Source organism: Janthinobacterium sp. DSP2-3-3 (genome assembly GCF_049897325.1).
In the GTDB taxonomy this organism is placed as follows: Bacteria; Pseudomonadota; Gammaproteobacteria; order Burkholderiales; family Burkholderiaceae_D; genus Janthinobacterium.
The window spans coordinates 251,909-273,344 of record NZ_JAFCWA010000002.1; the positions used below are offsets into that span (position 1 = coordinate 251,909).

23 protein-coding genes are annotated in these 21,436 nt (G+C 63.2%); 11 read left to right on the forward strand and 12 right to left on the reverse strand.

The annotated features are described in order from the left end of the window. The first annotated feature begins 6 nt into the window (after positions 1 to 6). Entirely contained in the window at positions 7 to 1,059 is a 1,053-nt protein-coding gene (locus ACP7DE_RS05205) for an alpha/beta fold hydrolase (protein WP_426071073.1), read from the forward strand. Positions 1,060 to 1,063: 4 nt separating this feature from the next. On the opposite strand, the gene ACP7DE_RS05210 is transcribed toward ACP7DE_RS05205, so the two are convergent. Further along, the gene (locus ACP7DE_RS05210) at positions 1,064 to 2,542 is read right to left on the reverse strand and encodes an MFS transporter (protein WP_426071367.1); all 1,479 of its coding nucleotides are present in this window, start codon (positions 2,540 to 2,542) and stop codon (positions 1,064 to 1,066) included. A 118-nt stretch (positions 2,543 to 2,660) separates the two neighbouring features. Then, positions 2,661 to 3,257: a GNAT family N-acetyltransferase gene (locus ACP7DE_RS05215; RefSeq protein WP_426071074.1), complete on the reverse strand. Its 597-nt coding sequence runs from the start codon at positions 3,255 to 3,257 to the stop codon at positions 2,661 to 2,663. 97 nt (positions 3,258 to 3,354) lie between these two features. On the opposite strand from ACP7DE_RS05215, the gene ACP7DE_RS05220 reads away from it, so the two are divergent. After that, positions 3,355 to 4,236 carry a LysR family transcriptional regulator gene (locus ACP7DE_RS05220; protein ID WP_426071075.1) on the forward strand — a complete coding sequence of 294 codons (882 nt, stop codon included), beginning with the start codon at positions 3,355 to 3,357 and terminating at the stop codon, positions 4,234 to 4,236. Positions 4,237 to 4,460: 224 nt separating this feature from the next. On the opposite strand, the gene ACP7DE_RS05225 is transcribed toward ACP7DE_RS05220, so the two are convergent. After that, positions 4,461 to 5,414, reverse strand: a complete 954-nt coding sequence (locus ACP7DE_RS05225) for an NAD(P)/FAD-dependent oxidoreductase (RefSeq protein WP_426071368.1) — start codon at positions 5,412 to 5,414, stop codon at positions 4,461 to 4,463. Further along, positions 5,383 to 5,946: a GNAT family N-acetyltransferase gene (locus ACP7DE_RS05230; RefSeq protein WP_426071076.1), complete on the reverse strand. Its 564-nt coding sequence runs from the start codon at positions 5,944 to 5,946 to the stop codon at positions 5,383 to 5,385. The genes ACP7DE_RS05225 and ACP7DE_RS05230 overlap by 32 nt, the downstream gene beginning before the upstream one ends. Positions 5,947 to 6,046: 100 nt before the next feature. Between ACP7DE_RS05230 and ACP7DE_RS05235 the strand changes: the two genes are divergently transcribed. The 5 genes from ACP7DE_RS05235 to ACP7DE_RS05255 all read left to right on the forward strand — a co-directional run bounded on the left by ACP7DE_RS05235 (position 6,047) and on the right by ACP7DE_RS05255 (position 9,357). Then, entirely contained in the window at positions 6,047 to 7,228 is a 1,182-nt protein-coding gene (locus ACP7DE_RS05235; protein WP_426071077.1) for a citrate synthase family protein, read from the forward strand. Between the two features lie 45 nt (positions 7,229 to 7,273). Then, on the forward strand, positions 7,274 to 7,768 hold the full coding sequence (locus ACP7DE_RS05240; protein WP_426071078.1) for a MarR family winged helix-turn-helix transcriptional regulator: 495 nt from the start codon (positions 7,274 to 7,276) through the stop codon (positions 7,766 to 7,768). Between the two features lie 33 nt (positions 7,769 to 7,801). Next, complete coding sequence (locus tag ACP7DE_RS05245) at positions 7,802 to 8,260, forward strand: PaaI family thioesterase (protein WP_426071079.1); 459 nt, start codon at positions 7,802 to 7,804, stop codon at positions 8,258 to 8,260. Beyond that, the gene (locus ACP7DE_RS05250) at positions 8,257 to 8,682 is read left to right on the forward strand and encodes a GNAT family N-acetyltransferase (protein ID WP_426071080.1); all 426 of its coding nucleotides are present in this window, start codon (positions 8,257 to 8,259) and stop codon (positions 8,680 to 8,682) included. Before ACP7DE_RS05245 ends, ACP7DE_RS05250 begins: the two co-directional genes overlap by 4 nt. Positions 8,683 to 8,832: 150 nt before the next feature. After that, positions 8,833 to 9,357 (forward strand): hypothetical protein, encoded by a 525-nt coding sequence (locus ACP7DE_RS05255; protein ID WP_426071081.1) that lies wholly within the window; start codon positions 8,833 to 8,835, stop codon positions 9,355 to 9,357. A gap of 173 nt (positions 9,358 to 9,530) precedes the next feature. Here ACP7DE_RS05255 and ACP7DE_RS05260 read toward each other — a convergent pair whose 3' ends face one another. Beyond that, the gene (locus ACP7DE_RS05260; RefSeq protein ID WP_426071082.1) at positions 9,531 to 10,550 is read right to left on the reverse strand and encodes a tyrosine-type recombinase/integrase; all 1,020 of its coding nucleotides are present in this window, start codon (positions 10,548 to 10,550) and stop codon (positions 9,531 to 9,533) included. Between the two features lie 221 nt (positions 10,551 to 10,771). Here ACP7DE_RS05260 and ACP7DE_RS05265 point away from each other — a divergent pair, with 221 nt between their 5' ends. Continuing rightward, positions 10,772 to 11,794 carry a DNA-binding protein gene (locus ACP7DE_RS05265; RefSeq protein WP_426071083.1) on the forward strand — a complete coding sequence of 341 codons (1,023 nt, stop codon included), beginning with the start codon at positions 10,772 to 10,774 and terminating at the stop codon, positions 11,792 to 11,794. A gap of 289 nt (positions 11,795 to 12,083) precedes the next feature. Here ACP7DE_RS05265 and ACP7DE_RS05270 read toward each other — a convergent pair whose 3' ends face one another. Genes ACP7DE_RS05270 through ACP7DE_RS05280 form a run of 3 tightly spaced genes read right to left on the reverse strand, consistent with a single transcriptional unit; the run spans position 12,084 to position 13,540 of the window. Further along, positions 12,084 to 12,524 carry a GNAT family N-acetyltransferase gene (locus tag ACP7DE_RS05270; RefSeq protein WP_426071084.1) on the reverse strand — a complete coding sequence of 147 codons (441 nt, stop codon included), beginning with the start codon at positions 12,522 to 12,524 and terminating at the stop codon, positions 12,084 to 12,086. 21 nt (positions 12,525 to 12,545) lie between these two features. After that, positions 12,546 to 13,067: a hypothetical protein gene (locus ACP7DE_RS05275; RefSeq protein WP_426071085.1), complete on the reverse strand. Its 522-nt coding sequence runs from the start codon at positions 13,065 to 13,067 to the stop codon at positions 12,546 to 12,548. Positions 13,068 to 13,105: 38 nt separating this feature from the next. After that, positions 13,106 to 13,540 (reverse strand): DUF1801 domain-containing protein, encoded by a 435-nt coding sequence (locus ACP7DE_RS05280; RefSeq protein ID WP_426071086.1) that lies wholly within the window; start codon positions 13,538 to 13,540, stop codon positions 13,106 to 13,108. Positions 13,541 to 13,745: 205 nt separating this feature from the next. Here ACP7DE_RS05280 and ACP7DE_RS05285 point away from each other — a divergent pair, with 205 nt between their 5' ends. Both ACP7DE_RS05285 and ACP7DE_RS05290 read left to right on the forward strand, forming a co-directional pair. Beyond that, the gene (locus ACP7DE_RS05285; protein WP_426071087.1) at positions 13,746 to 14,681 is read left to right on the forward strand and encodes a VirK/YbjX family protein; all 936 of its coding nucleotides are present in this window, start codon (positions 13,746 to 13,748) and stop codon (positions 14,679 to 14,681) included. Positions 14,682 to 14,817: 136 nt separating this feature from the next. After that, positions 14,818 to 16,182: a serine hydrolase domain-containing protein gene (locus ACP7DE_RS05290; protein ID WP_426071088.1), complete on the forward strand. Its 1,365-nt coding sequence runs from the start codon at positions 14,818 to 14,820 to the stop codon at positions 16,180 to 16,182. Between the two features lie 3 nt (positions 16,183 to 16,185). Here the strand turns inward: ACP7DE_RS05290 and ACP7DE_RS05295 are convergent, their stop codons facing one another. The 3 genes from ACP7DE_RS05295 to ACP7DE_RS05305 form a co-directional block, all read right to left on the reverse strand. Continuing rightward, positions 16,186 to 16,539, reverse strand: a complete 354-nt coding sequence (locus tag ACP7DE_RS05295) for a hypothetical protein (protein ID WP_426071089.1) — start codon at positions 16,537 to 16,539, stop codon at positions 16,186 to 16,188. Beyond that, entirely contained in the window at positions 16,536 to 18,104 is a 1,569-nt protein-coding gene (locus tag ACP7DE_RS05300; RefSeq protein WP_426071090.1) for an EAL domain-containing protein, read from the reverse strand. Before ACP7DE_RS05300 ends, ACP7DE_RS05295 begins: the two co-directional genes overlap by 4 nt. Positions 18,105 to 18,323: 219 nt before the next feature. After that, a complete protein-coding gene (locus ACP7DE_RS05305) occupies positions 18,324 to 19,829 on the reverse strand; it encodes an MFS transporter (protein ID WP_426071091.1) in 1,506 nt (501 codons plus the stop codon). Between the two features lie 63 nt (positions 19,830 to 19,892). Between ACP7DE_RS05305 and ACP7DE_RS05310 the strand changes: the two genes are divergently transcribed. Further along, the gene (locus ACP7DE_RS05310) at positions 19,893 to 20,789 is read left to right on the forward strand and encodes a LysR family transcriptional regulator (protein ID WP_426071092.1); all 897 of its coding nucleotides are present in this window, start codon (positions 19,893 to 19,895) and stop codon (positions 20,787 to 20,789) included. 22 nt (positions 20,790 to 20,811) lie between these two features. Here the strand turns inward: ACP7DE_RS05310 and ACP7DE_RS05315 are convergent, their stop codons facing one another. Continuing rightward, positions 20,812 to 21,381, reverse strand: a complete 570-nt coding sequence (locus ACP7DE_RS05315) for a helix-turn-helix domain-containing protein (protein WP_426071093.1) — start codon at positions 21,379 to 21,381, stop codon at positions 20,812 to 20,814. Positions 21,382 to 21,436 lie beyond the last annotated feature (55 nt).

Below are 21,436 nucleotides of genomic sequence, written 5' to 3' on the forward strand. Positions count from 1 at the left end.
GACGATATGCGCACCGCAGGCCTAACATTGCTGCTGTTATCTTGTTTCGGCGCGGCGCAAGCGGCGCCGCCCGCCGCCCAGTCCATCTGCGCCTCGCCCGCACAGCCCATCCGCGAGCAAGGCTATGTGCCCATCAATGGCATCGAGCAATGGATCACGGTCACGGGCGCCGCCTGCGGCAATCCCGTGATCCTGTTCATCCATGGCGGCCCCGGCAACGCCTTGAGTCCTTATGCGGATGCCATCTATGCGGGCTGGGAGCGCCACTACACGCTGGTGCAATGGGACCAGCGCGGCGCGGGCATGACGTATGCAAAACAGCGCCCGACGGAAGATGTGTCATTGAGCGTGGCACAGATGCGCGACGACGGCATCGCCGTGGCCCGCTATATCGAGCAGCATCTGGGCCAGCAAAAAGTCATCCTGATGGGCAGTTCCTGGGGATCGATTCTGGGCGTGCATATGGCCAAGGCGCGCCCCGACCTGTTCCACGCGTATATCGGCACGGCGCAGGTGGTCAATGCGCGGGACAACGAGGCCGGCATGTACCGGGAAGTGCTTGCGCTGGCGCAAGCGGCTGGCGATACCACCACGCTGGACAAGCTGACGGCGCTCGGTCCGCCGCCATGGCGCGATCCGCGCAACTTCGGCATCTTGCGCCGCTTCGACCGCAAATATGAAGGATTGGCAACGGATGCGCCGCCCAAGCACTGGTGGCAACCCGCGCCGTTCTACGCCACGCCGCAAGCCCTGGCCGATGCCGAGGCGGCCGATGATTACTCGTATATCCAGTTCATCGGCATGCGCGGCGACGGCATGTTCGCCAAAGTCGACTTGCCAGCGCTGGGCCCGCGCTTTGAATTACCTGTGTTTTTCATCATGGGCGAAGAAGACCTGCTGACCTCGCCCGCCATCGCGCGCACGTACTTTGACCGCCTCACGGCGCCGGTCAAGGATTTCACCCTGGTGAAACGGGCCGGACACGACCCCAACCAGGCCGTGCTCGAAGCCCAATGGACGATTCTGCGCGACAAGGTGGCGCCGTTGATCGGCCACTGAGCAATTAAATCGCGCGGTGTGCCCGCAGATGCAGGTGGCGGATGGTGGCTGCCGCCGCCATCAGGATGGCAGAAGCCGTGGCCAGCACGACAATAAACGCCTTGTCGAAGGCGGAACGGGCCAATTCCGACACTTGCAAGCCCAGTTCGGCCGGCAATTGCTCGGCGGCCAGCAGCGCCGCATCGAGGGTGTCATGCGCATTCGGCAACAGGCCCGCGCTTTCCGGAATGACCAGGGTGGCGCTGTAGACGGCCGACAAGATGGTGCCCAGCACCGTCACGCCAATCACGGCGCCCAGTTCATACGACACTTCCTCGATCGAAGCGGCCATGCCGGCTTGCTGCGGCGCCACGTTCAACATCACGGCGCTGGACGCGGCCGTCATGACGGCGCCCAGGCCCAGACCCAGGATCACCAGGCTGGCCACCTGCGCCGAGACGGCGGCGTCATGCAGCAGCAAATACGATGCCATGCCGATCCCGGACAACAGCAGCGAGCCCCACAGCACCTTGGCCTTGTCGGCGCGCGGCAGCATGAAACCCGTCAGCGGGCCGGCAAACACCGACGCCAGCGGCAGCGGCAACAGCAGCAAGCCCGCTTCCAGCGGCGACAATTCACGCACCAACTGCATGTGCTGGCTCAACGCCAGTTCCATGCCGATCAGGGCGGCCGAGGCCACCATGGCGGCGGCCACGGCGCTGGAAAACGGCAGTTCGCGGAACAGGGCGAAGTCGATCAGCGGCTTGGCTTGGCGCTTCTGGCGGCGCACAAACTTCAGCATGAAGAAGGCGCCCACGGCAAACGACGCGGCGGCCAGCGCATACGACGGTTGCGGCTTGCCCAGCTCCTTGATCGCATACACGCTACCCAGCAGCCCCATCATGATTTGCAGCGAGCCCTTCAGATCCCACGGCTTGTCGCGGTTACCGGCCCGTTTCGGCAGGATAACGGCGGCCAGCACCAGGGTCAGCAGCACGATGGGTACATTGATCAGGAAGACGGAACCCCACCAATAGTGTTCCATCAGGAAACCACCGAGCACGGGGCCAAACGCGGCGCCGCCCGAGGCAATCGCTGCCCACACGCCGATGGCGAACGAGCGCTCGCGGTTATCGGTAAAGGTCAAACGGATAATGGATAAGGTGGCAGGCATCATCAAGGCGGCACCGATGGCCAGCAGGATGCGCGAAAAAATCAGCAGTTCAGGCGCGGGCGAAAACGCGGCGCACAGCGAGGCGATGCCGAACACGGCCAGGCCGGCAAGGAAAACGGGTTTGTGGCTCAAACGGTCACCCAGGGTGCCAAAGCCGGGCAGCAAGCCGGAGACGACCAGCGCGTAGACGTTGATGATCCACAATTTTTGCGAGGAGGATGCCTGCAAGTCGCGCGTCAGCGCGGGCAAGGCGGTGTAGAGCACGGTCATGTCGACCACGATCAGGAACAAGGCGCTGGAGACGATGGCCAGCGTCAGCCATTTTTTCATTGAATGCATAAACAACTCATGTATTAGTTAACAACTATCTGTTTGGATAAAGCGGGTGCTGCGCAAATATTTACGTTCCAGGCTGCCACGGGCCTGGGCTTGTCGGGGGCGGCGGGCGTCAGCCACGATCGCCGTCCTTGTCATCTACGGCGGCGGACGCTGCAACGGCCGCATCGACTACGTCGAGTTCGCGCAGCATGACGACGGACACTTGCTTGAAGCCGCGTCCCTGGAAGAATTTCTGCGCCGTCAAGTTGTGCGCGCCGCATTCGAGGAACAAGCGGGCGATGCCGTGGCTGCGCAGCTCCTCGGCGACCCACTCCACCAACTGGCTGCCGATGCCGCTGCCGCGCACGGAGGGCAGCAAGACCAGATCGTCCAGCGCGGCGAACGATTTCGAAGCGCGCTGGCGCGTGTCGATGGAAACCAAAGCCATGCCGACGATATCGTCGCCCAAGGTAGCCACGGCCAGCAGGGTCGAATCGCCATGTGCCCAGTCATGCGACAGGGCGGCGCGGATCTCGCCGCGTATCACCTCAGGCAAGTCCGCGCGCCAGTTGCCGGGCGCGTCGGCGCGCTCACCCTGCAGCTCCGAATGGGAGATATAGTCGGCGCTGACGTTGTCAAGGTAGAGCTTGCACAGTGCATCTTCGGCGGTGGCGTCGTGACACCAGCTGAAGCTGATGGCGGACGTATTCTGTTGAGCGTTTTTCATGGCGGATCTCATGTTATTGAATTAGTAAAGGCATTTTATGTCGCCCCAGAATGGCATTCAAGTTAAAATCCATCTGTAAAACAGATAGGTGGATGCCATGCAATGGACTTTGGAACAAATGCGCTACTTTGAAGCGGCTGTCGCGGCCGGTTCTTTCTCGGGTGCGGCGCGCCGGCTGGGCCGCGCGCAATCGGTGGTCAGCACCTCGATCGGTTTGCTGGAAGCGGAATTCGGCGTGGAACTGTTCGACCGTTCGCGCCGCAGCGCCGTGCTGACGGAAGCGGGCAAGGTGATGCACCTGGAAGCGTGCGAACTGCTGCGCCAGGCCGAGCGATTGCAACTGCGCGCCCAACTGCTGAGCGAGGCGCCCGAAGCGCAGCTGACCCTGGCACTGGACGAAGCCCTGCCCTACCTGGCCATCAGCAAGCTGGTCAAGGAGTTAGCGGCGCGCTACCCGGCACTGGAATTGGTCATGCTCAACGCCACGGCGTCGGAAGTGGCGCAATACGTAGAGCAGCAGCAAGCCGACGTGGCGTTTCATTTTGACCGCGGCCCCATCTCGCCCATACTGGAACAGCAGCACATCGGCAGCGTGGCGCAAGGCGTGTTCGTGGCGAAAGGCCACGCTATGGCGCACGGCCAGGAAGTCAGCCGCAACGAACTGACCCGCTACCGCCAGCTGATCATGGATTCCGAGCTGAACCGCGAACACGCCTTCAGCCCCGCCGTCTGGTTTTCCGACAGTTTCTACAGCATCGCGGAAATGGTCGCGGACGAGCTGGGCTGGGCGATTCTGCCCCTGAATATCGCCAATTACGACAATTACAAGGGCTATTTGCAGGAAGTGCCCTGCCCCGCCTTGGCCCTGTCGCGCCTGCCTGTACGGCGGCTGTCGATCCATGGAAAAAAACTCAGCGAGACGAGTTTGTGGTTGACGACCAGGCTGGCGGAGTTGTTGCTGGATGGGCCGAGGGGGTAAGGCGTACTGCGGTCACTGCGGTAATTTAATGAAGGAAAAGCTGGTAGCGGCATGTTGATGGCATGGCAAAGGCAATATGACGGTTGCAATTAAAACATTGGTATGACGGTGTATCCGAAAGATGAGACCAGGCTTCATGCCATCTCACTCACAACTGGAACTGGCGGCATCAAACTGCACTACAGGTAAGTACTGAAAGCTTTACACGATGCACTCAACTGTCATCAACAACTGGTTCGCCATGGCAAATAGCCGATGACGGGCACGCCGTCTAAGGGCATGGGACGCAGGCCGATGCAGACGAATTCCGGTACGATGGCCTCGGCACCCTCAAGTTCATTGCGGATCGCGCTGGCCGTGCGCCGCGCCATGGCGGCGGGCTGGTTTTCAGGTGCGTCGTCCGCGTAATCTTCCGCCGCCAGCACTGTGCCTTCGTCGTCTTGGCGCACTTCCATTGCGTGTCTGGAAATAATGCCGCGCACCAAGCCGCTCGGCGCCTGGTAGCGCAGGAATATGGCGGGCGAGGCGTGAATCGGCAAGCTTGCGCCCAGTTGCGCGGCCAATGTAGCGGTGCCTGTGCCCGCTGCCAGTACGACCGTGTCGGCAACGATGAGGCCAGCGGCCGTTTTCACGCCCATCACTCGTGCGCCCAGGACGATAAAGCCCAGCACGGGCGTGTGCGTGAGGACAGTCGCGCCGAGCGCTCGGGCCGCTGCCAGCAAGGCATGTGTGGCGGCAACGGCATCGAGGGCGCCCTGCTCCGGTTCGTAGACGGCCTGTTGCGGCGGCTGCCTGAGATTTGGTTCAAGCTGGGAAATGCGGGCGCGCTCAATCAATATGCACGCGGGCGACACGCGCCCGTCCTGCGTGCCATACAACAAGGCGCCATGCCAGCGCAGCGTCAAGCCGGGAACCTGCGTTTCCAGCTGGCGGTAGGCAGCGATGGCGCCGCCGCGTAGTGCCGCAATGGGGTCAGGCCCCGCGCAGGACGTGTTAATCCAGGCAAACGAGGTGCCCGTCACGCCGGAAGCGATGCCTTGCGCCTCGACTACGGTGACTTGCGCGCCTTTGCTGGCCAGGTGATACGCGAGCGACGCACCGACGATGCCGACGCCGATGACGATGATGCGTTTGGGGTTTTCACGATCATATCTGCTGATCTTGTTTACACTGGGCAGAGTCTACGCCAGCCGCCCGCAAATCCAGCGCGTATGCATGGCCATCGACGACCTTGCCCGCCACGATGGCGATAGCGGGCGCGGCCGTTCCCTGCTCGAAACCGCAGCGCTCCAGCACGCGCATTGACGCCACATTGCCGTCAATGGCGTAGGCGCACAGGCTGGCAAGCCGCCATTCGTCTTGCGCCAGGGTAATCAGATGGCGCAACGCGGCTGTGGCCAGGCCCTTGCCCGCTTGCAGCTCTCCGATGCGGTAGCCGACTTCTGCCACGCCTTGCTTCCGGTTAATGTCCTTGAGGTTGGCGCGCCCGATCAATTCTCCGTGCTCGTCGACGATGACGCAGGGGTGCAAGCGTCCCTGTTGGTGCTCGCCCAGGAATTGCGCAACGTGCGCCTGGATGCCCTCAATACTGTAAAAATCATCGGGGCGCGGGTCGATGTGGCGCTCGAACCAGGCCCGGTTGGCTTGCTCGAATGCCAGTAGCGGGACGGCGTCGTCCGGACGCAGGGTGCGAATGGTGAATGTGCTCATGGAAACTCCTGGAAAGGCATGAGTCTAGTGAAGCGCGGCCCGGCCCGTCAATCTTGATTCCATCAATCAATATAAAGTGACAAACGCTACAATGGCGTCCATGAACAACGATCTGTCCGCTCTTGACGCGGCGCGCATGCTGGGCGTCAGCCTGCCCACTCTGTATTCCTATGTGAGCCGGGGCTTGCTGGCTTCCGTCAGCAATGGCGCGGCGCGCCGCAAGCGCTATCCGCAGGAAGACGTGCTACGGCTGGCGGCGCGCAAGAATGACGCCAAACGGGGCGGCCAGACGGCCGTGGCCGCCATGCACTGGGGCTTGCCCGTGCTGGAGACGCAGATTTCGCATATTGCTGACGGACGATTGCTGTACCGCGGCTGCGATGCGACGGCGCTGGCGCAGCATGCAAGCCTGGAGGCGGCCGCCGGCCTGCTGTGGGACGATGGCGTAAGTGACTATTTTCAGCAAGACGCGCCTGCCCTGCCGCAAGGGCTGGCCGGCGCGCCGGACGCGCCGCCCTTGATGCGCGCCATGTTGGCCATGGCCATGCTGACAACAGCGGACATTGTGCACTCGCTGCAGTCCGGCCCCGCACTGATGCGCATCCTGGCTGCCGCTCTGCTGCAGACGGCGCCGTCCTCGCTGCCGCTGCACCGGCAGCTGGCCCAGGCTTGGCAAGCCGGCGCGGAACAAACTGAATTGATCCGCGCGGCGCTCGTGCTGCTGGCCGACCATGAATTGAACGCGTCGACCTTTGCCGTGCGCTGCGTCGCCTCGACGGGCGCCAGCCTGCCCGCTGCGCTGGGCGCGGGGCTGGCAGCCCTGTCCGGTGGCAGACACGGCGGCGGCAGCGCGGCGGCCCGGCGCATGTTGACGCAGGCGCTGGCCGCGCCAGACGCCAAGGACGCCAGAGATTCCATCGGCAATTATTATGCGAGCATCGCACCGGAATTCGCCGGCTTCGGCCATCCCCTGTATCCGCACGGCGACCCGCGCGCCGCATATTTGTTGGGAATCTTGTCGACGCTGTCGCACGAACCCCCGCAACTGCGCGCCATCCTGGCCGCGTGCGCCACGGCGGGCGAATTGCTCGGCGCCAAGCCGAATGCCGACTTAGCGCTGGCGGCCATGGAGCTGGCGTTCGGCTGGCCCGAGGGCGCGGGCATAAGCGTGTTTGCGCTGGCCCGCTCGGCCGGCTGGGTCGCGCATGCCGCCGAGCAGGCCGCCGGTGCGACCCTGATACGGCCGCGTGCACGCTATGTGGGGCGCCACCAGCGCGACTAACAATAGACGCTTGATTTATTACGCATACGTAGTAGTATACTTCGTATGCGTACCAATACTTCCCCCCAGCCAGACCTTCCCGATACCGCAGCCGCCTGCCCGCTGGGCGAGCGCTCGCCGCGTCTGTTTAACCTGCTCAACCTGTCGCGCCAGAACCTGTTTCGCTCGGCCGATGCCGTGTTCACCAGCGAACTGGGCTTTTCCGGCACGCAAGTGGTCGCCCTGTTTGCCCTGAAGGGCGAGGAAGGTTGCCAATTAAAGGATCTGGGGCGGGCGCTGCAATTGAAAAACTCGGCCGTCACTGGCCTGGTGGCGCGCATGGAAGAGAACGGCCTCATCGTGCGTGGCCAGTCGGCGCTCGACGCGCGCGCCGGTACCTTGCACATGTCGGCCAAGGGCGGCGAGGTGCTGGCCGCCGCCCTGCCCCTGCTCGACAGCCTGAATGAACAACTGAAAGCGGGTTTCAGCGAAGAAGAACTGGCCATCGTCGCCCGCTTCCTGCTGCATGCCTCGCGCCTGCGTTTCCAGCAAGACGTTTGACTCATCCCAACATCACCACCACAGGAGTTACCCATGCACCCGAAAGACATGACCGGCTTGCAACTAATGCAAGCTTTCGCGCAAGGCCTGTTTCCACGGCCCGGCATTTCCAAGACCATGCCCATGGATGCGCAAACGGTCGAGCATGGCCGTGTCATCTTCACGGCGACGGCAAATGAAACGCACACCAATCCCATGGGCGGCGTGCACGGCGGATTTGCCGCTACCGTGCTCGACACGGTCACGGGTTGCGCCACGCACACGGTCTTGCCGGCTGGCGAAAGCTACGGCACGACGGACCTGAACATCAAGATGTGCCGCCCCCTGCCCTTCAACGTCACGGTCTACGCGGAAGGCAAAGTCATCAATGCAGGGCGCAACCTGGTCATTTCCGAAGGCACGATCCGCGACGAGGCCGGTAAGGTGTACGCGCACGCGACGGCCACCTGCATGATCATTCGGCCCGCCGCCCGGGAGCAGGCGACCGCATGATTCGACTCGGCAGCATAACTGAAGCGTGGCACGTGCTGCAGGCGATACCCGAGTTCGACCAGCGGCGCAGCCTGGCGCAGCTGCAGGCACGGCTGCCCGCCAGCGCCCTGGTGCTCATCGCGGAAGCGGACGGCCAGCCCGTCGGTTTCAAGCTTGGGCATGACGCCGAGGATGGCTCTTTGTATAGCTGGCTCGGCGGCGTGCTGCCCGCGCACCGCAAGACGGGGCTGGCGCAGCGGCTGCTGGAAGCCCAGGAAGCCAGGGCCAAAGAACGCGGCTTTGCGGCTGTCACGGTGAAATCGATGAACCGCTATCCCGCCATGCTGCGCTTGTTGATCCGCAATGGATATCAGATACGGCTGGTGGAGCATTTTGGCGACTCGGCCAGGGAGCGCATTCACTTCATAAAGTCGCTGTCTTAGAACGCCTCGTAAAGCCACTTGTTCGCCTCTTGCTTGCCAAAGGAGCAATAGCGCCATATAGTGAGCCATTTTTGGCCGGCCGCTGTCGGCCAGTAGCGGTCGTCGATGTACCTTGAAATTTCTTAAAGTTTTTTCTACCATTGCGCACCTATGACCATCTTAGAATTTGTCGCCAGCACCTTTTCACCCCAACTACCGGACGGGCGGTATATCTTTCGACTATGGGGCGCTAGCGGCCCATGCTATTTGTTGTCGGCACAGCAGCGTGCTTCTCGCGCTTGGATTCAACTCGCGTTCTACGGTCTGGCCCTCAGCGCGCTCTGGTTCATACCTCTTATTACTGTAACAATGCCGAATCTTGTCACCTTTGCTGTGGCCTTTGTATCCTTTAATTACGTTCTATTCTGGTTGTTCTCCATTGGCCTGCCAAAGACCGAAAAGCCGCTTCGCCCAACACCAATGCAACGGCGCATAGCCATGGCAGCGCACTCCCTATCAATCGGCCGTCCGATACTCTGGATATTCCTGATTATTTCTTGCTTATTCGTGTTCGCTGGCGGCGCTATGGCTTTGTTCTTCGACGAATGGATAACTGGCCTGCTGTGCGTATTCTTCTTCGGCGCGTGTGCTGCGACCTTTACATGGCAGCTTTTTCTCGTCGCTGGGACTAAGTGATACTTAACCGCATCTTCCACACAGTAAAGCAACGTGCTGCTCGGCTCGAGCGTGAGACCTACCTCGAATGTCTGCTATGGGGCGGAAACGGACATGCAAAACCATGGTATGAGCATTAGGCTGTCAATGCTATTCGCGGCCAGACCAATGCCTGCAAGTTGCTGTAGGGCGCCTCAGCCCGCTGCCTTCTTCTTCGCCTTCAACAAACTCCCCGCCGCATTTTCCTCGAAACGCCCCGCCTCTTCTATATAGCCGTGCACGGTGCCGTCGTGGCGCCAGCCGCCCTGGCGCTTGATGGCCTGGAAATCGGCGCCCGCCCGGTGCGCGCTGGTGGCCATGCCGCGGCGCAGGCTGTGGCTCGACAATTCCGGCACGTAATCGAGCTGTGCCAGCCTGGCGCAGCCTTCGAGTATCGTGCTGATGCTGCCCGGGTGCAGTGCTTTCATACTCACATGGCCCCACTGATTGACGGTGCGCAAGAGCGGCCCCGTACGGATATGCGCCGCGGCCAGCCAGGTACGCAGGGCTGTGGTCGGACAGCAGACGCCGTCACCGAACGGGATCGCCTTGACGATGCCCTCCCCCGATTGATCCGTTTTCGAACGGGGCAAGGTAATTACCATGCCCTGCGGCTCCCAGCTCACGTCTTCCAGTGTCAATCCCACCAGTTCGCTGCGCCGAAAACCGCCAAAAAATCCCAGTTGCAGCAAGGCGCTGTCACGCAGGGCCTTGACGCTGCCCAGCGCGGCCAGTTTGGTCACGATAACTTCCAGGTCTTCCAATGGCAAAGCCTTAGCCTTCTTCTTCGGCTTGCCGTGCAGGCGGGCGATGCCGGCCAGGGTCTTGCGCACGGTGGGCGTGGACGCCGGGTCGGCGAAGCCTTGGTACACATGCCATTGCGACAGGGCCGTCAGACGCAGGGCCAGGGTGCGGGCGTTCAGGCTATCCGCATACGCCATCAGATAGCGGATGACGGTGGACTCGTCGGCGGGCAGCGCCCCGCCCCACACCTGGAAGTGGCGGATGGCGGAACGGTAGGTGCGGCGCGTGTTGTCCGACGTGGCGGCGGCCAGGAAAGCCTGGTGGCGTGCGGCCAGCTCTGCATCGATCAGGGCGCCGTGTAACGGGGCAGCGGCGATGGCGGCGTTTTTCGGCACGGTGACACGGCGTTTCGAGAGGTGTAAATCGGGCATGGCGGTGGCGAAATCGCGGTTTTGTACTGGGAGGATCACAGAATAGCATGCAAACCACCCCCATAACACGCGATAAGCAATCTTATCACAGCTTATATTTTTTAATAATCATCAAAATTTATATCGTAATATTATTTGATATTACGTATTATGTAATACGTTACTAAATTTCGCTTATAGGTGGTTTTATGGCCCGCACCGGCATTCTGTACTCTGATGTTATGAAAGCAGCCCAAATCGTCGCTGCCGATGGGCGCAACCCCACGGTCGACAATGTGCGCGAAGCGTTGGGTGGCACGGGCAGCAAGAGCACCATCGCGCCCCTGCTCAAGCGCTGGAAGGAGGAGTTCCAGGGCGCGGGCGCCGTGAAAACGGAGGCAGGCTTGCCAGCCGAGCTGATGGAAGCGATGCGCGGCGTGTATGACAAGCAGCAGCGCGACGTGGCGCAGCAGTTGGAAACGGGCATGCAGCAAAACCGCGCCGAACGCGACGCGGCGCTGGAAAAGCTGAAAAAGACGGAAACGGAACGGCTGAAGCTGGCGGAGACGCGCGCCGCCCTCACCCAGGAATTGCGCGGCACCCAGCACGCGCTGGCGCAACTGAAGGAAGAGCACCATTTTCGCGCCGTCACCCTGGCCACCTTGCACAGCGACAACGCGGGCTTGACGCAACGCCTGGCCGACCGGGGCGAGGAAATCGCCGCCTTGAACCGCCAACTGGCGCAGGTGCGCTCGCAGTTCGACCATTACCAGGAAGCGGCCGCTACCCAGCGCAGCGAAGAACGCGCCCAGGCGCAGCAGCGGATCAGCCGGCTGGAGCAGGATAATGCCCAGTTGCAGCAGCGTTTGCAGGGTCAGCAAGCGACCCTGGTGCAGCAAGACATGCGCCTGGCGCAGCTGCAGGCTGAGCAAACGCGTTTATCCGGCGAAGCGTCCGCCGACCGCGAAGCGCTGGCCACCGTGCGTCCCGAGCGCGACCAGTTTGAATTTCAATATCTGCAGGCGGCCGCGTCGGCGGACGCCCTGTTGGCCAAGCTCGATACGTCCATGCTGGCGCTGAACGATGCCAAGGTGGCGCTGGCCGCGCAAGACCTGCAGCTCGACATGCTGGCGGAAAATGCGCAAGCGTCGCAACTGAAGGCGGCAAGCCTGGCGCAGGAGCGCGACGGCTTGCTGCGCGAAAATGCCGGCATGGCGGCCAGGCTGGGCCTGCTCATGGATGGCAAGGAGCAACGCGATGTTTGAACCTGTTTACATGGTATGGGAACTCTACGATGGCCCCAGGACGGGCCTGGCCAGCTTTCAGGGCTTGCCGCGCTAAGTCCCTGTCCCATGACGTCCGATGGGGACAAGTATGTCCAGCATTTCATTTTGACGCCGCTCGGCGCACAGCTACTGGCGCTGGCTAGCGCCTGTAGCGGCTGCTACACGGCGCATTTTCACGAACGGCCGGCGCAGGCAACGCTTCCTGCCGGCATGCTGCGCGCTTGCGAAGCGCCATGGTCGCCTTGCGCGCCACCTAGCATCTGACGTTTCACTGTCCCTGCCTGGCACGGTAGCGCACTCTTATCCACGCACCGATGGCGTCCACGCCGCTGTCTGCCGCCTCTTCGACCCAGCCCGCGCGCGCGTAAAAGCGCCGCGCGCCCGTATTGCTGAGCTGCGTCTTTAGGCTCAACCGGGGACCGAAGCGCACCACCACGGCCGCCAGCAGTAGCGCGCCGATGCCCAGTCCGCTGTGCGCCGGATGCACGTACAGGTGGTGCAGGAAGTAGTCGGGGGCGTCGCCCGTGTGTACGGCGGCAAAGCCGACGACGATGCCGCCGCGTTCGGCAACGAAGATCTCTTCGTCCTGCGTCGCCGCCGTGAACGCGGCGCTGTCGGCGACAGGGCCGAAGGTGTCGCGCCCGGCCAGGGCCAGGATGGCGGTGCAGGACGGCGTGTCCGCGCTGGCAAAGCGACGAATCAGGCTCATGGCTGGCGCGCTGCTCATCAGCTACAGGCGACGGTTCAGCACGCTGTCGATATCGTGGGTTTTCCGCTCCACCTGGAGCGCGCCGTTTTGCAGCCAGTAGCCGTCGCCTCCCTGTTGCAGTGCGTCCATATCGAGCGTGCCCAAGCTTGGCGGGATGGCGTCGGCGAGCAGCGCCGCCACGTCGTCCCATGCCGCATACAACAGCTTCAAATACCAGCCGTCGTCGTGGGAAAAGGCGAGGAAGCGGCTGCGCAAGGCGGGAAGCGGCCCGAGTGCGCCACGGTGGTCGAGCAGCGCGGCCACGTCCGCATCAAGCGAAGCGGGCGGCTTGCCCTGGCCATCCTCCTGCCAATCGGCCCAGGCATGACTGCCCCAGGCATACATATCCTCATGCGTCAGGGCCGCCAGTTGCTGCCGGGCCAGCACCTGATAGACGGCAGGCTTGCTGGCCGTGCCGGCGCTGCCCTTGCGCAGCACGATGCCGTCCGCCTTGCCGAGGGCGAGGATAAAATCCTTGAATTCGATGCCGGAAGCGACCAGCATGCGCTCGGCCGGGTCGTGCCAGATATACAGTTAATGTCTCAATTGTTCGTCCGCTTTGGTGTGGGCGCCGTATTCATTGCCACTGCGGCGCGTATCAGCGCCTTGAACGCCGCAGCATCGAGATGCTCGCCTTCGTGGATGTCGATGGCCCGGCGCGTGTTGCCGTCCAGGCTGGAATTGAACAGGCCGGCCGGATCGGGCAAGGTGGCGCCCTTGGCGAAAGTGAGCTTGACGGCCAGTTGATAGGTTTCGCCTGTGCAAATCATGCCCGCATGCGACCAGACGGGCACGCCGCGCCATTTGACTTCTTCGACCACGTCCGGGTCCGCCTGGTGGATCAGCGCGCGCACCGTGGCCAGCGTTTTGCCGCGCCAATCCGCCAGGGAGGCGATTTTCGCGTCGATCTGGCGGGTAGCGGACTCGCCGCCCACCGCGCTCTCCCCGGACTGCGTGTCTGGCTCTGCTTTTTTCATGGCTGTGATCTCTTTCCTGACCTGTCTGTGCCCATATGCGCTTGCGCGATGCCGGGGTGTCCAATGCTAGCACTTCTGCGCCCCGGCGCGTCTTGAACGCGTTGGATGTATCGCCAGCTTCTTAATATGAACTTCACCTGGCCCGCGTAGCATTCAGATTGGCAAGGCTCTCATTGTGCAGCGCCTGCCATTTTCCGGCAGAACCATGAATGACATCGCTTTAACCTTGCGCCGCGGCGCCGCCGTGCCGCCCGCCGTGCTACCCGCCGTACCACCACATTCCGCCAGAGGCCACCGCCTGAAAGCGGCGCTGGGCGCCCTTTTCTTTCCCCGCCAGCGCACGCGCTGGCAAGCCTTCCTGGGCAACATGCCTGGCATGACCTCACTGGCGCAGCTGCATCCCTGCTTGCGTTTCAAGATTTACCGTCCTTACGCCTCGCGCCAGTTGGGCTGCACGGATCGCCTGGCCTTGCTGGAAGGGCATTACCGCTTCCTGTGGCAAGCGGGCGCGCGCGCCCTGGTCGAGCGTGCCGCGCGCCAACCCGTGGTGCTGGCTGCGTTCGAAGGCAAGGACGGGGCGCCGTATCGCTTGCAGCTGACGGCCATCCACGACAGCTACCGCGAAGGCGAACTGTGCCTGCGCCTGACGCGCGCTGGCCAGCCCCTGTACCTGGCCAGCTTTCTATTTGTGCCGCGTGCCGATGGCGTCTCCTTGCAGCTGGGTGCGCTGCAAGGCTTGCGCTCCGAGGCCGGCAAGCTGGCTGTCAAGGGAGCCACGCGGGCGCTGCACGGTTGCCGTCCGAAAAACCTGATGGTCGCGGCCCTACGCGATTTCGGTGATTTTTTTGCCTGTAATAACCTGTTTTTGATCAGCAATGACAACCGCATCGCCCTGAATGCGCGGCGCCGCCGCCATATCGCCGCCGATTACGACCTGGCATGGCAGGAATTGCATGCCTTACGCATGCGCGATGGTAATTATCACTTGCCCTGCGCGCCCTGCCGGGCGCCGGACCTGGCCGACGTACCATCAAAGAAACGCGCCGATGCGCGCCGGCGTGGCGAATTGCAGCAATGCATTTCCGCCGACATGCGGGCGCAGCTGGCGGCCTTGCTGGAAGCGCCGATGGCTGAAAATTGAGCAAGCGCACGACTTGGCATGCTGGCAGCCATAAAACTCAGGCCGCCTTCATGTTGGGGTCGTATCCTTCATTAGGCATGCCAGCCACCTTAGCCAGACGCCGGCGTGCCTTCGATCCACCCTGGACAAGGTTTCCATGACAGCCACTTTCGCCCTCCTCCCCCTTTGCCTCGCCGGCACTGCTGCACTGGCCGCGCCCGTGCTGGACGACGCCGTGCGCCAGCGCGCGGAAGAACTCACGCGCACGGGCATGCACGCCAGCATTGTCATCGCCGTCATCGACGGCAAGCACAGCGCCGTCTACGGTTTTGGCAGCGTGCAGGCAGGCAAGAACGCCACACCGGGCGCCGACAGCGTCTACCAGATCGGTTCCGTCACCAAGACCATGACGGCCTTGCTGCTGGCCGACGCCATCGTCGAGGGCAAGGTGAAACTCGACGAGCCAGTAGCGACATTATTGCCCGGCTATACGGTGCCCGCCTTCGACGGCAAGACAATCAGCCTGCTCGACCTGGCAACGCATTATTCTGCGCTACCGCGCCTGCCCGACAACTTCGCACCGAAAGACCCGGCCAATCCGTATGCCGATTACACGCCAGCAAAACAACGGCAGTTTCTTGCCGCCTACCATCTGCCCCGCGCGCCGGGCAGTGTCTTCGATTATTCCAACATCGGCTACGCCGTGCTGGGCACGGCCCTGGCCGCACAGGCCGGCAGCAGTTATGAAGCGCTGCTGCAGAAGCGCATCGCCGTGCCGCTGGGCATGCGTTCGACCTCGAACCAGCCCACGCACGGCATGCTGGCGCGCCTGGCGCCCGGCCATTTACTGTCGGGCGAACCTACGCCCGCTTGGGATTTGAATGTGGTGGCGCCGGCCGGCGGCGTGTATTCCAGCGCGCGCGACATGATTTCCTACCTGCAAGCGTATATGTTCAAGCCGCTGCGCCCGTATGCGCTGGCGATACAGCCGCAGCGGCCGCTGGCGCCGGACAGCGACACGACAATCGGCCTCGCCTGGTTGCTGGAACAGCAACAGGGTCATGCCTACGCCTGGCACAGCGGTCAGACGGGCGGCTACGCCAGTTATGCGGCGTTCACCACGGACGGCAAGCGGGGCGTGATGGTGCTGACGAACACGGCGCGCGATGTCGACGCCCTGGGCCTGTCCGCCCTGCTGCCCGGCACGCCATTGCCGCCGCTGAAAAAGCCGCAAGCCGCCATCGAGCTGCCGCGCGCAACATTAGCTGAATACGTGGCCAAATATGTGCTCGAACATTCCCCAGGCGAGAATTTCACATTGACGGTGTCGTTGGGCAAGCAGGGGCTGGAAGCGGCCGGCACGGGTGTCGGCTCGGCGCCCCTGTTTGCCAGCGCGAAAGACCAGTTTTTCTTCCGCGCCATCGAGGCGGAACTGGCCTTTACGCGCGATGCTGCAGGCAAGATCGCCGGCGCCGTACTCAAACAGGGCGGGCAGGACGTGGTCTTGCCGCGCAAACCGTAGCGCTCAGGCGGCCGGGTCTTGCATGAACTGCTCGACCCGCTCGACAAACGCTGCCTTGCTGCGCGTGCGAAACTCGCCCAGGAAGGCGTCGCTGCCCTGGACGATCTTGCCGTGGCGGTCGTATTCCATCTTGCCCATCTCCAGCACGAATTCGCCGTTCGGATCATCTTCCGGCTCGAAGTGCGAATTGAAGCAGTAGCCCGTCTCGCGGCAATGCCCCCACAGCAGCAGCGCGCTGCTGAACCATTGCATGGTATCCGGGCCTGGGTCCACCTCGAACAGGGTGTTGACGGTAAGGTGCCAGCCGCCCGGTACGCGCAGCGGCTGCAAGGGATAGGGCAAGCGTGCTGGTTTCATGTCGACAATGGCAAGCGGCGGGTTTCGTAAAAGGCAAGGAACTCCAAGGCCGGCAGCGCTTTCGCAAACAGCCAGCCCTGGCCGAATTCGACTTTGCGCTCCAGCAAATAATCGGCTTGCTGCTGCGTTTCAATGCCTTCGGCCACGATCAGCATGTTCAAGGTGCGGGCCATGGCGATGATGTGCGGCGTGACGCTGCTGGTGGCGGCGTCCGTGCCGATGGTGTCGACGAAGGATTTGTCGATTTTGAGGGCGTCTAGCGGCAGGTTTTGCAGGCTGGAGAGGCTGGAATAGCCTGTGCCGAAATCGTCGATGGCCACCGCATGGCCGCGCGCTCGCGCCTTTTCGATGGTGGCGCGGGCCGCTTCCACGTTGATGAAGCCCCGCTCCGTGGCTTCCAGCCAAATCTGCTGCGCCTCGATGCCGGTGCCGGCCAGCGAGCGTTCCAGCACGTCGAGTACCCTGCCCGTTTCGATATCGCTGGCGCACAAGTTGATGGCGATGTGCAGTGCGCGGTCGGCCAGCAGCGCGGCGCGCATGTCGGCGATGACGCAATCGATGACCTGGTCGGTGATGGGCAAAATCAGCCCGCCTTCCTCGGCCACGGGGATGAACAGGTCGGGCCGTATCATGCTGCCGTCGGGGCGGCGCCAGCGTATCAGCGCCTCGGCGCCCACGCACACGCCCGTGTCGAGGGCGATGATGGGTTGATAATGGACAAAAAATTCGCGCCGCTCGATGGCGATCTTCAGTTCCCCCATCAGGGACAGGCGGCGGCGCGACAGCCACACGACGATGCCGACGATGAAGGCGGCCATCAGCAGGCCCAGCGGCAAGAGCAGCAACTGTTCGCGCCGCAACCTGTCGTTCAGCTTGCTGCGCGGCTCGATCATCACGGCCGTCAAGCCATCGCGGTACAGGATGGCATGGATGCTGCCGTCCTGCGGCGCGCCGTCCGCCGCCGGCTGGCCGGCGAGCAAGGTTTGCACCAGCGCGGGGTCGGGATGGTGCAAGGTGTCGAGCACGCCTTCCTTGCCGATGGCCACGGCCATCTGGATATCGCTGTCGATGATGACGTCGGAAAAGCGCACGGGATCAATCAGCACTTTATAGGCGCGGTAAGTCAATCCCACCATGCGCTTGCCGCCGCTGACGGCGGGGCGCAGGTTGAAATCGATGCCCATGCCATTGTTCATGGTGAAGTCGGCGGGCGTGATGGCGATGCGCTCGTCCTCCATGCCCGTGGACGTGCATTTGAGCAAACCGTTCTCGACATAGCCGATATCGTCGATGCTGCGCGTGGTGATGGTGATGCGGCGCAGTTGCTGGATATGCGCTTCCGAACACGGCGCCAAGTCCAGGGCATCGGCGCTGCGCAGGGCGACCCCGGCCGAGGCGATGGAACGGTGGGCGCGCTCGAGCGCATAGCTTGCCAGCAGGCGCAGGCGTTCCTGCTCGCCCTGCACGGCGCGCACGGACGACAGGTAAAAGGCAAGGCTCAGGGGAACGGCGACGCCGATGACTGCGACCAGCACGCTGGTGATGATAATGCGTTTTCTGCGCATGCGCTCCTCCCGCACCGAACATAACCTACTGCGCGTCGCGATTTGCGGCCTCCGATGCTCACTGTGCATTCGCACAGCTCCGCTTCTCAGCCACAACTCACTGCCGCTCGCTACGGTTCTGTTCGGCGCTCTTAATTGGTCGTGTTATATGATTGCCATGTATTGCTCGATGGCATCATATTACAAGCAGAGGCCGTGTACTCGAATATTGCTGAAGAGTTACACTTTTTCCATTTTTTGCACCGGCCTTGCCAGCACAAACACCAGCGCCGCCACGACAGCCGCCAGTCCGCCCGCCAGATGGAGCACGCTGGCAAAGCCGTCGATGAAGGCGTGTCGGGCCGCTTCCTGCGCCACGGCCTGCATGGCGGGCGGCAGCTGGCCGAAGGCTTCGGCCGCGTTGCCAGCGACAATGCGCCCTATCATCTCGGGCGAGGCCTTCAAGCCGTGCAGCCACGCCAGTTTCTCGAACGAGGCGGCCGTGCGCATGGCCAGCACGGCGCCCAGCGCACCCACGGCCAGCACGATGCCGACAAAGCGCGTGGTGGTGCTGATGCCGGACCCCATGCCCGTGCGCTCGCGGGGAATGCAGGCGAGGATGGCTTTTTGCGTGGTGCCGTTGAGCAATCCCGCGCCTGCGCCGGTGACGACCATGCCAGCCGCCACCAGGCCATACTGCAAGCTGGCGGCGGCCAGCGCCGTGGCGACGTTGCCCACGGCGACGATCAACAGACCCGTCACCAGGATGCCGCAGTCGTCCAAGCGGCGCATGGCGCGCGGTGCCAGGCGCGACAGCACCACCATGGCCACGGCAAACGGCAGCATGGCACAGCCGGCCAGCACGGCGGAAAAGCCGAAGGCGTTCTGCAGGTACAAGGGTAAAAAAGTCATCATCACTTGCGCGGCGATGGCGTAGCCGAACATGCCCAGCACGGCGCCGACAAACACGCGCCGGCCAAACAGGGACAAATCGACCATCGGCGCGCGCTGGCGCCGTTCCACCATCACGAACACCACCAGCAGCGCCGCGCCCGCCAAGAAGCGCAGCACGGTGGCATGACTGGACCAGCCCGCCACGCTGGCGTCGATCAAGCCCCAGATGATGCAGAACAGGCCGGCGGAAAACAGCGCCGCACCCAGCGGGTCGAAACTGGCGTTGGAGGCATCCTTCGATTCTTCCACATGCTTGCCTACCAGCCACATCAGGATGGCGACGACGGGCAGGTTCAGATAGAAAATCCAGCGCCAGTTGATGGCGCTCGTGATCAGGCCGCCCAGCAGCGGCGCCACCGTCATGGCCACGCCCATGGCCGCGCCCCACACGGACCAGGCGCGCGCCCTCTCCTTTTCCGCATGAAACGTGTGGCCGATGACGGCCAGCGCGGACGTCAGCAGTAGCGCGGCACCGAGGCCCTTGATGGCGCGCGCCACGTTGAGCACGAACGGCGTCCAGGCCAGGCCGCACAGCAGGGACGCCAGCGCAAACACGGTCAGGCCAAACAGCATGACCTTGCGCCGTCCCAGGCGGTCGGCGACGCTGCCGGCGGGCAGCAAAAACGAGGCGAATGCCAGCATGTAGGCGCTGACCACCCATTCTACGTCGACGAAGCTGGCGTTGAGGGAGCGGGCGATCGACGGCAAGGAGACAGCCACGACGTTGGTATCGAGCATGATCAGCGCGCACACGCCCGAGCACGTATATAAGGTCCAGTTGGTATTCTTCATGCGTCGATTGTAAGCAAGCTTGTATTATTTCTTGTTATAAGATAATCGTCTTATAATTCACCCATGGTGAATATAGTCAAAGACATGGAACTGCGGCATTTCCGCTGCGTGCTTGCCGTGGCGCACAGCCTGCATTTCGCGCGGGCGGCTGCGGAACTCGGCATTTCGCCGCCCGCCCTGACCAAGCAGGTACAGGAAACGGAACAGCTGCTGGGCACGCGTTTGTTCCAGCGCAGCAAGCGCGCCGTGGCCCTGACGGCCGCAGGAGAGTTGTTCGTGGTGGAAGCGGCGCGCGCGCTGGCGCAACTTGCACAGGCCCAGGACGTGGCGCGGCGGGCGGGACGGGGCGAGCTGGGACGGCTGGAAATCGGCTACGTGGCCTCGGCCGCGTATTCCGGCGTGCTGCAAGACCAGTTTGCCCGCTTTCGCGCCAGCCACCCCGGCATCCACATCGGTGCGCGCGAACAGGCGATGGATGCCCTGCCCGGCTTGCTGGACCAGGGCCGGGTGGACCTGGCCTTCGTGCGCCCGCCCCTGCACTTGCCGGACGGCATAGCCAGCGTGGTCTTGCTGCGTGACCGCTTCGTGCTGGCCGTACAGGCTGACAGCCCGCTGGCGGGCCTCGATGTGGCGGGGCCGGCCGCGCTGGCGCAGCAAGCGTTCATCGTGCCGGAACAGGAATTGGGAACATTGGAGGTAAGCCGGCGCGGCGGCTTTGCGGCGCAGGTGGTGTCGCGCCCGGGCAGCCTGGTGGCCGTGCTGACGGAAGTGTCGCTGGGCGTGGGCTGCGCCATCGTGCCCCACTCCGTGATGGCCAGCGTGCAATTGCCTGGCGTATGCTTCCGCGAACTGGAAGCGCCGCAAATCAGCTCGGAAATCGCCGTGGCCTTCCGCCGCCATGAACAGGCGCCCGCCGCGCGCGCCTTCATCGCCCAGCTGCGCGCTGCGGCGATTGCCTGAGTCTAGCCTGGTGATTCGGCCGTCAGCCGCGTTTCAACACGGCCACGGCGTAGGTGCAAGCGGTGGCTGTTTCATTCCTGAACATGCAGTCGGACGGCGGACCCAGTTCCAGGCAATCGCCCTCGTCCAGCACGTGGCGGGTGTCACCTTCGATGAAAACGAGGCTGCCGGTCAACGCCCAGATCAGCTGGCGCCGCGCCACATAGGCGGCGGCCGGCATGGCTACCACGGCGCCCGGCGGCAAGGTGATATGCACGAGGTCGAGCGGCATGTCGGATGCGGGCGACACGTGCCGCCGCACATAGCCGCTCTGCGGGTCGACCCACACGGGCTGCTCAAGCTGGCGCAACAGACGCCCGTCGCGCATCTCGGCGCGGGCGATCAGTTCGGACATGCTCAGGCCGAAGGCACCCGACAGCCGCGCCAGCAAGGTGGCCGTGGGGCTGCAATCGCCGCGCTCCACCTTATGCACCATCGCGCGCGACACGCCCGAACGGGCCGCCAGCTCCGTCAGTGACCAGCCCAGGCTTTCCCGCTCGAGGCGCACCCTGGCACCGATGCGCTGGTTCAATTCGTCTGGTTTAGTGGACATCTATAGAATTTTATTGGACAAGTAGCGAGTGGCAATCTATGATTTGTCCATTATA